This window comes from Geopsychrobacter electrodiphilus DSM 16401 (assembly GCF_000384395.1).
GTDB lineage: Bacteria > Desulfobacterota > Desulfuromonadia > Desulfuromonadales > Geopsychrobacteraceae > Geopsychrobacter > Geopsychrobacter electrodiphilus.
The window spans coordinates 146408-161085 of the sequence record NZ_ARWE01000001.1 but is presented as its reverse complement, the minus strand read 5'-3'; the positions used below and the strand labels follow the sequence as shown (position 1 = coordinate 161085).

At 55.6% G+C, this 14678-nt stretch carries 11 protein-coding genes; all 11 read right to left on the bottom strand.

The annotated features are described in order from the left end of the window. Window positions 1-67: 67 nt before the first annotated feature. Window positions 68-1249: a M20 metallopeptidase family protein gene (locus D888_RS0100765; protein WP_020674610.1), complete on the bottom strand. Its 1182-nt coding sequence runs from the start codon at window positions 1247-1249 to the stop codon at window positions 68-70. 16 nt (window positions 1250-1265) lie between these two features. After that, entirely contained in the window at window positions 1266-1997 is a 732-nt protein-coding gene (locus D888_RS0100760; protein WP_020674609.1) for an aspartate/glutamate racemase family protein, read from the bottom strand. Between the two features lie 36 nt (window positions 1998-2033). Beyond that, window positions 2034-3206 carry a M24 family metallopeptidase gene (locus D888_RS0100755; RefSeq protein ID WP_020674608.1) on the bottom strand — a complete coding sequence of 391 codons (1173 nt, stop codon included), beginning with the start codon at window positions 3204-3206 and terminating at the stop codon, window positions 2034-2036. 219 nt (window positions 3207-3425) lie between these two features. Continuing rightward, window positions 3426-4670, bottom strand: a complete 1245-nt coding sequence (locus D888_RS0100745; RefSeq protein WP_020674606.1) for a Glu/Leu/Phe/Val family dehydrogenase — start codon at window positions 4668-4670, stop codon at window positions 3426-3428. A 112-nt stretch (window positions 4671-4782) separates the two neighbouring features. After that, complete coding sequence (locus D888_RS0100740) at window positions 4783-5751, bottom strand: D-2-hydroxyacid dehydrogenase (RefSeq protein WP_020674605.1); 969 nt, start codon at window positions 5749-5751, stop codon at window positions 4783-4785. A gap of 3 nt (window positions 5752-5754) precedes the next feature. Next, window positions 5755-7005, bottom strand: a complete 1251-nt coding sequence (locus D888_RS0100735; protein ID WP_020674604.1) for an aspartate aminotransferase family protein — start codon at window positions 7003-7005, stop codon at window positions 5755-5757. Between the two features lie 361 nt (window positions 7006-7366). Further along, complete coding sequence (locus D888_RS0100725; RefSeq protein ID WP_020674602.1) at window positions 7367-9124, bottom strand: sigma-54 interaction domain-containing protein; 1758 nt, start codon at window positions 9122-9124, stop codon at window positions 7367-7369. A gap of 178 nt (window positions 9125-9302) precedes the next feature. Continuing rightward, entirely contained in the window at window positions 9303-9527 is a 225-nt protein-coding gene (locus tag D888_RS0100720; RefSeq protein WP_020674601.1) for a MoaD/ThiS family protein, read from the bottom strand. Window positions 9528-9750: 223 nt separating this feature from the next. Continuing rightward, window positions 9751-11508: an aldehyde ferredoxin oxidoreductase family protein gene (locus D888_RS0100715; RefSeq protein WP_020674600.1), complete on the bottom strand. Its 1758-nt coding sequence runs from the start codon at window positions 11506-11508 to the stop codon at window positions 9751-9753. A gap of 78 nt (window positions 11509-11586) precedes the next feature. Then, the gene (locus D888_RS0100710) at window positions 11587-13344 is read right to left on the bottom strand and encodes a sigma 54-interacting transcriptional regulator (RefSeq protein ID WP_020674599.1); all 1758 of its coding nucleotides are present in this window, start codon (window positions 13342-13344) and stop codon (window positions 11587-11589) included. 124 nt (window positions 13345-13468) lie between these two features. After that, window positions 13469-14635, bottom strand: a complete 1167-nt coding sequence (locus D888_RS0100705) for an isocitrate/isopropylmalate dehydrogenase family protein (RefSeq protein ID WP_020674598.1) — start codon at window positions 14633-14635, stop codon at window positions 13469-13471. Between the last annotated feature and the right edge of the window lie 43 nt (window positions 14636-14678).

Below are 14678 nucleotides of genomic sequence, written 5' to 3'. Positions count from 1 at the left end.
TTCCTAGCCAAGGGATGAACATTTCAGGCTGCTGACAGCGTGGTTCTCATCCCCATCAAGTCAGCAACTATTCGACACAATTGAAGAAATCGATCGCGGTCCTTATATACATTTCCACCCCGAGGTGGAGTGTGCTTTCATCAATATTGAAATGACAGCTATGATGCGGATAGGTGGTTTTCTTCCCCTCATCTCCACAGCCAAGGAACATGAAAACGGCGGGGACTTTCGCCGCAAAGAAGGCAAAATCTTCGCTGGCCAGATATTGGCTCTCGATGATCTCATCCTCACGAAAGACCTTTTTTGCCGTGGCTTTAGCGCGTCGGACCATCCCGTCATCGTTGACCAGGGGGATATTTTCCGTCTGTATTTCAATCTCACAGGTACAGCGGTGGGTTTCGCACACTCCGCGCACGATCCTTTTGAACCGTTCAACAGGCTGTTCCGCGCTCTCGGGCCCACCGGCGTAAAGAAAACGGATTGACCCTTCCAGCTCCACAGTGTCGGGAATAATGTTGCTTTTCGTGCCGCCGTGAATCTTGCCGAACATGATGATCGTCGATTTGAGATGGTTGATTTCGCGAGTCTGGACCAGCTGTACGGTTTGAATGAGGTTTGCCGCGGCGAGGATCGGATCGACCGCACTTTCGGGAGAGCCGGTATGCCCGCCCTTACCGTGGATTGTCACCTTAAACACTTCCAGACTGCTCATCACCGCGCCGGCGGTAATGGAAATCTTGCCCGATTCCAGCGGCGTCCAGATGTGCATGCCGATCGCTGCGTCCACGCGAGGATTTTCCAGGACGCCATCCTTGATCATACGGATTGCGCCGGCGACCTCCTCATCCGGCTGAAAAACAAACTTTATCGACCCGGTCAACGCGTCCCGATGCTCTGACAAAACCTTGGCCGCGACCAGCAGCATGGCCATATGGGCATCGTGACCACAGGCATGACTGATCCCGGCATTGATTGATTTATAAGGCAGATCATTCTCTTCGGCGACCGGCAGAGCATCCATGTCGGCGCGCAACATCAGCACCGGTCCGGGCCTGGTCCCGGCCAGCAACCCCACCACCCCGGTGCTTGAAACCCGTTCCGTGGCGATGCCCAGACCCTTGAGATAGGTTTCCACCACCCCGGCGGTGCGGTGCTCCTGGAATCCAAGCTCAGGGTGCCGATGAAAATCACGCCGAAGATCAATCAGTTCCCGGTTCAGCTCTTCGATTCTTTGTCGGATCTTACCCATTACTCAGAGCTCCCCATCACATGGTGTCTGCATAGTGTTTGGCTTTTATGGCCGAATAAGCATGGTTAATCATGGTTATATAGTCGTAAACGGGCAGACCTGTCGCGCCTTGAACCGCTTCCGAATAGGGCGGCATCAGACTGCATTCAAGCAGAATCGAGCGAACACCCGGATTCCGTATCACGAGTTCCCTGGCCCTCTCGACCGTCTCGGTCCTGATCTTGTCGCTGTCGAGCTCGCCGGTTTCGGCGATGGCCGCCGCGCGAAAATTTTCACAGTTCTCCATCCCGGAAATTACCAGAGATTCCCGCGCATTAATCCCCAGCCGTTCGAAAACCTCAGGTGTCAGCGCCTTGGAGTTGGCGGTCAGGATGCCGATTTTAGCGCTGGCAGGAAGCGTAGCTTTGATAAAAGGGATCTGCAGCAGGCTCGACAAGAGCACCGGGATATCGACAGCCTTGCTGACTTCAGTCTGATAGATCGCCATGAAACCACAATCCCCAGTGATCGCCTTGACCCCCTCCCGTTCCAGCTCGCGCGCGCCGTCGACCATCTTCTGGATAAACGACTGATCGTGCGCGAAAATGCGGGGCACGGTCAGTCCGTCAATCCGTTTAAACCTGACCGGAAAATCATAGGTGGTAGCATTCCCGACATCGCCCTGAATGAACGGTGCACCGGAATCGAGCAACAGAATACCGATGGCTTCGCCATAGGAGGTCTGATTTTTTCTAGCCTGGAATAACATGCGTCTTCTCCCGTCGTGGCGATAAACTAACGCTGGTCAGATTTGCAACAACTTTCGCGGGAAGTTGGCGAACGTCTCACAGCCGGTCTCCGTGACCCTGAAAGCCTCACTGCATTCATAGCCGCCGTCGTCCAACCACATGCCCAGAATCATGTGAAAGGTCATATTTGGTTGCAACAATGTCTTATCCCCCTGGCGCAAGCTCATGGTGTGCTCCCCCCAATCGGGGGGATAGTTCAAGCCCGTGGAATATCCGATACGGGAGTCCTTCTTCAGGCCGAATTTGGCGATGTGTTTGCGCCAGACCAGTTCCACATCCTCACAACTGATCCCGGGCTTGATCGCGTCCAGGGTGAGATTCAAACCGTCTACCACATTTTTGGCCAGATCCTGCAGCTTCCGGGGCGGGTTCCGGCCGATGTAGGCCGTGCGGGCCAGGGGGCTGTGGTACCTGTGACAACAACCGGAAAGCTCCAGATTGACCGCCTGCTCATTTTTATAGGGTTCGTCAGTCCAGGTCAGGTGTGGAGCAGAGGTCTTCTCACCGGTCGGCATCATCGGCACGATGGCGGGATAGTCACCACCAAACTCTTTGGTCCCACGAATCTGGGCACGGTAGACCTCAGCGACGGCATCACATTCCCTGACGCCGGGAGCGATGTTGTCAATGGCCGCCTGCATCGCCCGCTCGGCAATTTTTCCGGCGCGCTGCATATAGGTTATTTCCGCCGCAGATTTGATGCTGCGCACCCAGTTCACCAGAAGGCTGCAGTCGCGGAAATTGGCAAGAGGCATGGCCTGCTGCAGTTCCTCAAGCCACCTGGCATTGAAGTAATAGACATCCTTCTCCAGCCCGATCGAACGCTTGTCCCAATGTCGTTCTTTGAGAAAATCGGCCACAAAGCGCATCGGATGGTCGGCGGCCGTCTGAACGAGATTTTCCGGGTAACCAATAATGTGATCCCCTGCGAGGTAGCAGGTATGCCTGGCGCCGTTTGCATCCATGGCGCGTCCGATCCAGAAGGGTTCCTGCTCGTCGAGGACAACGAGAACAACCTGTGGCGTGTAGAAGGACCAGCCGTCATAGCCGGTCAGATAGTTCATGTTGGCGGGGTCGGCCAGCAGGATGACGTCAAGCCCTTGCTTGACCATCGCGGTCTTGGTGTTCAGCAGGCGCTGTTCATATTCGGTTTTAGAAAATATGTTCATCCGTGCACTTCTCCCTGATCTTCTTCCATGTCACAATCCGACAGGCCATAGGAGGCTGTCCCAGAATGAATGACCGGCTGCAAACCCAGCTGTTTGGCCCATATGTCAGCTCCTTTTTGCCCCATAGCTACGGCTATGAGGCGGCAAACCAGCTAAAATCTGTTCTCAAACTTCCGGATTTTCGCTTCGGTCTTTATTCTTGGACAGCCTCCTAGCGACTTAGACCCAGCCTCTGAGCTTCATCGCCAGTTCGATTTTCTTTAAAGCTTCAATCCAGGCGCCGATCCGGATCGAGGCCGTTCCAACGGCGGCAGCCCTGTCTCTGGAGTTGGTATAGGCAGCCATAATCCGTTTATTGAGCGAGGCATTGACCCGCTCCAGATCCCAGTATTCATCTGAAAGCCCCTGCGTCCGCTCAAAATGGCAGACGATCGCACCGCCGCTATTGGCCACAACATCGGGAACGAGCTTGATCCCCTTCGCCATCAGGATGGCATCAGCCTCGGTGGTCACCGGGCCGTTTGCCCCTTCAACAATGAGTCTGGCCTTGATTTCGGCGGCGTTGTCGGCATTGATCACGTTTTGCACAGCCGCCGGGACCAGAATGTCTACCGGCGTCGTTAGCAGCTCTTCGTTCGTGATGTTTTTGGCGCCGGGAAAATCGAGGACCGTACCGGTAGCGGCCAGATGAAGTTTGAGTGCAGGGATGTCGAGACCTGACTTGTTGTAGACCCCGCCATTGACATCGCTGACCGCAACCACCCGGCAGCCGATGCCATGCAGCAGGGACGCAGCGACCGACCCGACCTGGCCAAACCCCTGGACGGCAATCTCTGCCCCGGCGAGATCGATGCCGAAATCTTTGGCCGCAGCCTGCAGCACAATAAAGACCCCGCGCCCGGTCGCTTCTTCACCACCCAGGGTTCCGCCGAGAACCGGGGGTTTATCGTTGATGGCAGCAGGGCAGTGTTCGCCGGTTATCTGCTCATATTCATCGAGCATCCAGGCCATCGCCTGCTCGCCGGTGCCGATGTCGGCACCAGGCACGTCGGCCCAAGGACCTTTGGGATGCAGATTGCGGATGAAAGCCCTGACCAAGCGTTCCTGTTCACCGATGGAGAGGGTGCTGAGGTCGGCCCTGATCCCGCCCTTGGCGCCCCCCGCTGGAATTCCCCCGACGCAGTGCTTGATGGTCATGAAGATCCCCAGGGCCTGGACTTCATCCAGACTGAGCTTGGGCCGAATTCTGGTCCCGTTACGAAACGGACCCACGGCGTCCGAATAGTGGACCCGATAGGCCTGAAAAACCTGCACCGTGCCGTTATCGAGTTTAATTGGAATCCGAAAGTGAAAAATGCGCTTCGGCGCCTGGAGGATCGTCATGACCCCGGGATCGATATTCCCCAAACGGCCAGCTTCGTTGAGGGTATTTAGAGCAACCTGAAAAACGCTTTGTTCTGACATAAGTGATCCTTATCTATAGTTAAAAGTCGTATACCTATTCAGCACTTTTGTGACGGGTTCTAAATAGCTTACAAAGTTGTACAAAAAAATCTTAAAACCTATCCGAGAAGAACTAGGTTGCAGCTGTCTTTTCCACCAGATTAAACAGACCTTCTCCTGCCTGTCGCCGGCGGAAATTCTCGACAAATTGCTCCCCCAGCGCACGCCGCCAGCCGACGAAGTCGCCGGACATATGGGCAGAGATCATCACCTGTGGCAGATCCCACAGCGGATGATCTTTGGGCAGGGGTTCGGTTTCAAAAACATCCAGCGCCGCCCCGGCAATCACTCCGTTTTTCAGGGCCTCAACCAGATCTTCAGTACAGACTACCGGCCCGCGCCCGACATTGATCAGCGGCGCCGTCGATTTCATCCGGGCAAAGGTTTCCCGACAAAAAAGCCCTCGTGTCTGGCTGGTCAGAGGCGCGTTGATAATGACGTAATCCGCCTGAGGCAGCAGATCGCAGAGTTCATCATTGGCCCGCACTTCGTCGAAATACTCATCTTCACGTGCCACCAGGTCGGTACCGAGCACCCGCATCCCGAGGCAGCGCAGGAGGGACGCGACCTCCCGGCCGATGGAGCCAGCCCCCACAATCAACGCCACGCTGTCGCGGACCAGCTGGGTTTCCCGGTGCTGCCATTGATGCTCGCGCTGATAACGCAGGTTATTCAGGGTATCTTTGGCAAACAGCAGGATGGCGCCAAGGACGTATTCCGCGATGCCGCGATTAAATACCCCGCGGGCGTTGGTCACCTGAATGTCACTCTGCACCAGTTCAGGAAACATCAGCGCATCCACCCCGGCACTCGTGGCATGTAGCCAACTGATATGGTGCTGCTTTGGCCAGACCTTGCGCAGCGATTCGGTACGAAAGTCGGTAACGACCAGAATATCGGCCTCGAGTAGTCCCGCCTTCAATGATGCTTCGTCTCGGGCATAGGAAATATTTGCCGTTCCGGCCAGAGTTTCAAGGCCAGGCAGATTCTCCTCGTCAGCTGCGGTCAAAACCAGAATTTCAGGATTTTCGATTTTCGCCATCGCTTATAAGCCTTCGGCCAGAGCCAGCTCAAACTTACTGACCGCCGCATCGATCTCTTTGTTACTGACAATGAGGGGCGGGAGCCAGCGCACCACCTGACCATGGATGCCGCAGCGCAGCAGCAACAGCCCATGCTTCTCGCTGTTCTTGAGTAGTGCCGCGGCGCGATCTCCTGACGGAGCCCCGTTTTTATCGACAATCTCCATCCCCAGCATCAGACCCATGCCCCGAACTTCATCGATCTCGGCATGTTGATTCTGCAAAGAGGTGAGACGTTCCCTGAGGTATTCCCCGCTTTTACGCGCGTTCTCAACCAACCCCTCTTCATCGATCACCTCCATGGTCGCCAGTGCCGCGGCACAGGCCACCGCATTGGCGCCGTAGGTTCCGCCCTGCGAGCCGGGCAGGCCCTTGGCCATCAACTCCTTATTGGCGGCAATGGCCGAGATGGGGAAGCCGCTGGCCAGCCCCTTGGCAGTGATCAGGATGTCGGGTTTGGCGGAAAAGTGCTGGTGGCTCCAAAATTTGCCGCTCCGGCCGAATCCAGCCTGGATTTCATCGAAGATCAACAGGATGCCATGCCGATCACAGCGCTCCCGCAGCCCCTCAAGGAACCCTCTGGTCACGGGGTAGTAACCGTACTCACCCTGGACCGGCTCGATGATCATTGCGGCGGTGTCTTCGGGGGCGGTCTGGGTCAGGAGAATATGATCCAGTTCGCGCAGACAGAACTCGGTGGTCCGCGCCTCATCCCAACCGTAGCGGTAGGCATGCGGAAAGGGCGCAATGACAACGCCAGCCATCATGGGGTGATAGCCGGTCCGGATTTTAGTGGTTGAGGTAGTAATCGAGGCCGAAGCCATGGTCCGGCCGTGGAAGCCGCCACTGAAAGCAATAATGTTAGCGCGTTTGGTCGCATGCCGCGCCAAACGCAGTGCAGCTTCAACCGATTCGGTGCCCGCGTTGGCGAAGGCGATGGAATCGAGATGCTCAGGAAGATGGGCGTAGAGCCTGTCGGTCAAATCCACCAGGCGTGGATTCAGGATGGTGGTGTATTGCGCATGGATCAAGGTGGCAACCTGCTTTTGTGCCGCAGCGACAACCTTGGGATGGCAATGCCCGGTGCTGGTAACACCGATTCCCGAGGTAAAGTCGAGGAAGGCCCTGCCATCCGCATCGTAAAGGAAGGAGCCCTGGCCACGTTCGGCAAAAAGGGAGCTCGACTGTTTCAATAGCGGGGATAGATGACTCATGGATAAATGCTCCTTATGTGGTTTTGCTGCTCCGGCCAGTGCAGCACCTGGATTGCTGTAAACCGGTGTTAGATTTATAAATCTCAATGATTGAATTGTGTAAATACAACTGGAACCATTAGATTTTAGCTATATTCTTCCACTCAAATTGTCTCCGTTCAGGATCATTACTTCAATCCTTATGCCAAGGATTAAAAGAGTAATTAAAACAGTATTTTGCGCACTTTTTCTGAATACAGCGCAGGAATTAACGAGAAAAGCCCCTATCAAGATGATAATTGATATCATTTTGATAGGGGCTTATGGGGCCAAGGTGTCCCGTCTGTAGCGACTGTGGGGCGTGATTAATGGAAAGGTCGTCTCAATTTGATAAATTATTGCTTTCGAGCTTGCGGTAGAGGGTCGCTATCCCGATCCCCAGCTTCTGAGCCGCCAGCTTTTTCCCCTGCGAACTGGTGCCGTAAATCTCCAACGCCTTGGCAATCGCCTCGAGTTCCAGGGCCCGGATCGGGCGTACCTGAGTCGGGCCGGCGGTCGGGGCGGGTTGTTGCAGCTGGCGGAGGATCCCTTTAGGCAACAGTTTCTTGGCCAGCAGGCCGTCCGGCTCCATCATGTTGATCATGAATTCAATCACGTTCTCCATCTCCCGCACGTTCCCCGGCCAGTCATAGGCCAACAGGCTCTCCATCACTTCGGGGTCGAGCCGTTTGAAGTGCTTGCCGAACAGCTGTGAATACTTTTTGATGAAGTGGTAGGCCAGCGGTTCGATGTCGGTTTTCCGCTCGCGCAGCGGCGGGATCTCAAGCGGGACGACGTTCAGACGATAGAACAGATCTTCGCGAAAAGTCTGCTCCTGAATCATTTCGGCGAGATCTTTGTGGGTGGCGGCGATGACCCGCACATCCACATCAATCAGGTTGTTGGAACCGAGGCGGGTGATCTGTCGTTCCTGCAGAACTCTGAGCAGCTTGACCTGTACATACAGCGGCATGTCGCCGATTTCATCGAGAAACAGGGTGCCCTTGTGCGCCAGTTCGAATTTGCCGATGCGCCCCTTGGGATCGGCGCCGGTAAAAGCCCCCTTGATATAGCCGAAGAGTTCGCTCTCCATGAGCGTATCGGGGATGGAGCCGCAGTTGACCGCGACGAAGGGTTCGTTCCGGCGGTCACTCTCGCGGTGAATCGCACGGGCGAACAGCTCCTTACCGGTGCCGCTCTCACCGCGAATAAGCACCGTGGAGGTGGAGGTGGAGATCTTGCGGACTTTTTCTTTCAGCTCCTGGACCACGCTGGAGTGCCCCAGGATGTCGCCGATGTGCACATTTTCACCGACCTGGGTGAGTTCGTAGATTCTGGATTTGACCGTTTTTATGTCGTGAAAGACCAGGATCTTGGCATACTCCTCCAGATCGAAATCGACCTGCAGCATGCTGCCGAAAAGGAAATATTCCTCCCGCCCGATAGCCACCTTGAATTCTTCAGCCTCACCGATATTGTCACCGGTCGCCTGGATCAGAATCTTCTGATTGAGACAGTCTTCCGAAGACCCCAGTTGTTGCAAGGCGTTGCCATTGACCTTGATGATCGTATCTTCATGATCGATGACGATGACGCCCATCTCGGTTTTATTGACCACCTGCTCCATCAGCCTGATCATCAATTCGGTGCGCTGATGTTCCTTGTTTTCGTAGGCCTTGGTCGAGATGAACTCAGCGATCTGATCGAGAAAGGCCAGATAGACATCATAGCGATCAAGCAGATGGGCCTTCTGCTCCTCGGTGAAGCAGACCAGGGCGATCACACCAATGGTCTCCTGGCCTAATGTGATCGGCTTACAGATCTGGAACTTTTCAGTACAGGCCGACTTCCTGGGGCAGGGGAGGCAAATCCGGTTAACCGTTGGATCATGAATAATCTGGGTCTGTCCGGTAGCAATCGCTTCCCGGTAGATAAACCCTTCAACCGACATATCTTCGTTGATTCTCGCCTGGTAGGAACCGGTCCCGGCAATGCGACAAAACTCTTTGTCGATGATATCCACGTCAACATCGATCACCTGAGAGATGATACTCGCATATTTGATAACAGTGTCCTGGATCTCTTTCAAGATAGTTGGCATCAAATACCTCCGAATTCCGCGACGTTCTGTTTATCTCTAGCATACGGTGTTTTGGAAGTCGAATTAAGACCCAATCTATGGTGTAGAAAGCCCGGAGTCGCCAAACGTTAAGCGAAACCTGACGAAGAGGTGGGCTAGAGACAGAGAAACGCCACAAGCGCCAGAAAGCAGGGCCACCTTAACCACCTCCGACCTGCGGCAACAGAGACAAGACGTCCCCAGGGCTCAGGACGGTCTCCAGGTCGGCATAACAACCGTTGAGAACAGCCATGCCAAAATGACCCTCAGGCAGAGCCAGCTCTTCAATCACCTGACAGATACGTGTCCCTGAAGGATAAGTACGAACTTGCTCGCTTGATCGATCACCCCCCAGTGAGGCAATAAGTTTGATCGTGATCCGCATGGCTCAAATTCCTGCGTACTCTGCCAAAGAGCTCAAACAACGATTCCAGAAATAAGTAACTATTCAGCACCCTATCTAATCTGCACAGCATGCGGGCTGCTGCTGTTGCCAGCGGGAAGTTAAGTCGCAACGTTAGACGCAGACAAGAGCAGGTGACCGCAGGCCTTCACAGAAGTGCTGAAACGTTGCTCTGAATTTCTGAAGTGTTTCGGGGAAACTGAACTCACGAACGGGGCACCCCTTCCTCGTTCCAGCCTCGTTCATAATAATAGTCGCTGCGCATTTTTGCCAACTCCTCGCGCGTGATGCTTGCACCGGTTTCAGGCAGAGGCTCATCAAAGAAACGCTCAGGGAGCCAGTCGTCCTCCTTGATCAGGCCTTCACGGAGATTGAAGTTGCGCACCAGGTCGGCCACGCGTCGGGACGTTTCCCGAACTTCGGCCTCGTTCATATCAAATCCGGTCGTGAGTTGAATGATTTTGGTCAGTTCCGGCCATAAGTAAAAATCGCGATAGAAGCGACAGAGAACAAAGGTGTCATGCAGGATCAGCCGATCCTCGTAGTCGATCATTTCAAGTGCTTTCCCCTCAATCTGCGCCGGCGGCATTTTGCCGCTCACCTCTGATTTGTAAATGGTGGCGCGCATATGACAGGCTCCACGCGGAGAAGTGGCATAGGCAAGACCCATCCCCTTGAGGGCCCGGGGATCATAGGCGGCAGGTTCGAGATTCTTGACGTGGATAACCGCATCCGCCATCCCCCATTCCGCCGCCGCGGCGCGACTCCCCTGGGCCAAAATGGCCCCCATACCGGTCCGCGCCGCCATCTGCTTGAGCAGATTGGTTACCCCGTCGACATCACCGTAGGCGATCGCTTCGGGAGTCAGCCCGCGAGTCGATCCGTCCATCGCCATGGCGATCAGGTTCCCCGCAGAGATGGTGTCCATCCCTAGTCTGTCGCAGAGGTCGTTAAGATGCGCAATGGCATCGAGGGAGTCGATCAGACACAGGCTGCCCAAAGACATAATTGTCTCAAATTCCGGTCCCTCGATGCTGAGTCCAGCGTAGGGCCCCTCCTCAAATGTCATCAGCTTGCCACAGGCGATGTAACAACGGGCACAGGCCTTCGGCCGGGCTCCGCGCGCTGCCATGGTCTGACCGTTGATCTGCTGATGCTCAGAGAACTTGCCATTGTGCCAGTAGCGGGTTGGGAGTGTCCCTATTTCGTTCATGACGCTCACCATCTGCGGCGTTCCCCAGCGTTTGTAGTTCTGGGTTGCGGGCAGATCCCGGGTCTCGGCGAGCGTTTTTTTGGCGAAGGCCTCAACGCCCTGCGGATCGGCCACCGGGCGCTTGGCCTGCCCGGCAACAAACACCAGGCCCTTGATCTTTTTTGAGCCCATCACCGCGCCGGTTCCGGTGCGGCCCGCGCAGCGCCAGTAGTCGTTGGCGATGATGGAGAAGGGGACCAGATTTTCCCCCGCCGGACCAATCACCGCCGCGCCGCACTTGGCTTTACCACCGTGCTTTGCCATTAATGCATCTTCAGTCGCGTAAGTCTCAAGGCCCCAGAGATCCTCGGCCGAATGGAACTGGCCGCCCTCTTCGGTGACCTCCAGATAGACGGGACTGGTCGCGGCCCCGGTGAGCATGAAAAAGTCAAAGCCGGTGCGCGACATCTTCTCAGCGAGCTTGCCCCCGGAGTAGGATTCGGCGTAAAAGCCGGTTTGGGGGCTCTTGGTGTGCACCCCGAAACGGCAGCCGCCCCAGATCTTGGTATCGGTAATTGGGCCGAGGGAGAAGATGAGGGGATTCTCCGGCGAAAGCGGGTCGACACCCACCGGCGCGTGCTCCATCAGCAGGTGCGTCCCGACCCCTTTCCCGCCCAAATATTTGCGGTACAACTCTTCAGAGATCGCTTCCACGTGACAGGTCCGACTGCTTGCATCGGCCACTAACATCCGGCCAAAAAATCCATACATAGAATCCTCCTCTGCGAGGAACAGTTTAGTCTCCTCAATGCTGTAAGCCCCACGGGCAACTTATGTGAGTACGCTATCTCAATTAGATAAATTGTTGATTTCGAGCTTGCGGTAGAGGGTCGCAATTCCGATCCCCAGCTTCTTGGCCGCCAGCTTTTTCCCCTGCGAACTGGTGCCGTAAATCTCCAACGCCTTGGCAATCGCTTCGATTTCCAGGGCCCGGATCGGGCGCACCTGAGTCGGGCCGGCGGTCGGGGCGGGTTGTTGCAGCTGGCGGAGGATCCCTTTAGGCAACAGCTTCTTAGCCAGCAGGCCGTCCGGCTCCATCATGTTGATCATGAATTCAATCACGTTCTCCATCTCCCGCACGTTCCCCGGCCAGTCATAGGCCAACAGGCTCTCCATCACTTCGGGGTCGAGCCGTTTGAAGTGCTTGCCGAACAGCTGTGAATACTTTTTGATGAAGTGGTAGGCCAGCGGTTCGATGTCGGTTTTCCGCTCGCGCAGCGGCGGGATCTCAAGCGGGACGACGTTCAGACGGTAGAACAGATCTTCGCGAAAAGTCTGCTCCTGAATCATTTCGGCGAGATCTTTGTGGGTGGCGGCGATGACCCGCACATCCACATCAATCAGGTTGTTGGAACCGAGGCGGGTGATCTGTCGTTCCTGCAGAACTCTGAGCAGCTTGACCTGTACATACAGCGGCATGTCGCCGATTTCATCGAGAAACAGGGTGCCCTTGTGCGCCAGTTCGAATTTGCCGATGCGCCCCTTGGGATCGGCACCGGTAAAGGCCCCCTTGATATAGCCGAAGAGTTCGCTCTCCATGAGCGTATCGGGGATGGAGCCGCAGTTGACCGCGACGAAGGGTTCGTTCCGGCGGTCACTCTCGCGGTGAATCGCACGGGCGAACAGCTCCTTACCGGTGCCGCTCTCACCGCGAATAAGCACCGTGGAGGTGGAGGTGGAGATCTTGCGGACTTTTTCTTTCAGCTCCTGGACCACGCTGGAGTGCCCCAGAATGTCGCCGATGTGCACATTTTCACCGACCTGGGTGAGTTCGTAGATTCTGGATTTGACCGTTTTTATGTCGTGAAAGACCAGGATCTTGGCATACTCCTCTAGATCGAAATCGACCTGCAGCATGCTGCCGAAAAGGAAATATTCCTCCCGCCCGATAGCCACCTTGAATTCTTCAGCCTCACCGATATTGTCACCGGTCGCCTGGATCAGAATCTTCTGATTGAGACAGTCTTCCGAAGACCCCAGTTGTTGCAAGGCGTTGCCATTGACCTTGATGATCGTATCTTCATGATCGATGACGATGACGCCCATCTCGGTTTTATTGACCACCTGCTCCATCAGCCTGATCATCAATTCGGTGCGCTGATGTTCCTTGTTTTCGTAGGCCTTGGTCGAGATGAACTCAGCGATCTGATCGAGAAAGGCCAGATAGACATCATAGCGATCAAGCAGATGGGCCTTCTGCTCCTCGGTGAAGCAGACCAGGGCGATCACACCAATGGTCTCCTGGCCTAATGTGATCGGCTTACAGATCTGGAACTTTTCAGTACAGGCCGACTTCCTGGGGCAGGGGGAGCAGAGCTGATTGACGGTTGGATCATGAATTACCAGCGTCTGCCCGGTCGCAATCGCTTCGCGGTAGATATACCCTTCAACGGACATATCTTCGTTGATTCTGGCCTGGTAGGAGCCGGTCCCGGCAATCCGACAAAACTCTTTGTCGATAATATCCACGTCAACATTGATCACCTGAGAGATGATACTGGCATATTTGATGACAGTGTCCTGAATCTCTCTGAGTACCGATTTCAATACCACCTCCCGGGGATACCTGCTTTTATTATCAAGTTTTTGGGCCTAAGGCCGACGCGACAAAGTCTTCACCTGCCAGAGAAACTTTGAGCGAGACTCCCCCGCAATGACAGACCACAGTCACTTATGAGCTCTGTAGAATTTTCATGATCGCGCGCCCGGTTTCGGATGTGCTCCGCTCGGACTCATGGTTCGCGGCCAGGTCTTGGGCTACGGCCTGACGCAGTTGCTGCGCGGCGGCGGCGGCGGCGCGGTCCTCTGTTCCCATCCAGTCGAGCATATTCGCCGCGGTCAGAATCATGGCACGCGGGTCGGCCTTATCCTCGCCAGCAATGTCCGGCGCGCTGCCGTGGGTTGGCTCGAACATGGCCGGCATGCTGTGGTCATCCGGGTTGATGTTGCAAGAGGAAGCGACCCCCATCCCTCCAGAAAGAACGGCCGCGAGGTCAGTCAGGATATCGCCCTGCAGGTTGCTGGCGACTACCACATCAAACTGCCAGGGGCACTGGACGAATTTCATACAGGCCGCATCAACCAGCTCATGATGCAGGCCAATCTCCGGGAACTCAGGCGCAATCTCGGCAAAAACCTCACAATAGAGCTCGCCCCAGTGGGGCAGAGCATTGCGCTTGGTCACCAGACAGACCTGAGCCTGGGATTGACCACCACGATCATCAGAGAATTGGCGCATGGCCCTTTGACCCAGACGGCGCTCTTCCAGACGCTGCTGCGCCCGATGGAAGGCATGACGAATCAACCGCTCGGTGGCGTGACGGGAGAACACCTCCACCTGCGTGGCGATCTCAAAGGGCGTCCCACAATGCAGACGTCCGCCCTGATTGACGTATTCCCCCTCGCTGTTTTCGCGAATCACCAACATGTCGACTTCCCTGGCGCGCGGATCGGCCAGATACTGCCGAGCACCCTCAAGCAGACGGGCCGGTCTTTCACAGGCCCAGAGATCGAAGCCTTTGCGGATTTCCAGCAGTGGCGCCAGAGAAATCCCATCCGTAACGACGTAGCGGTTGGGATCGCTTTTCGGGCCTGGATCACCCAGAGCGCCAAGCAGAATCGCATCATATTGTCTGAGCTGCTGCAAGCCATCGGCCGGCATCATTTCGCCGTATTGACGATGCCAGGCCGTGCTCGGCCAAGGCAGTTCTTTCCAGGTCAGATCAAGGATTTTATCCGCACGCAGGACATCAAGGACAGCAAGGGTTGCCACCATAACCTCGTGACCTATACCGTCCCCGGGAATGACCACGATCTGCCAGTTTTTTCCATTACTCATTTAAAACTCCAGCTTGGTCCTCTAATCCCGAGGTTGGTTTCGG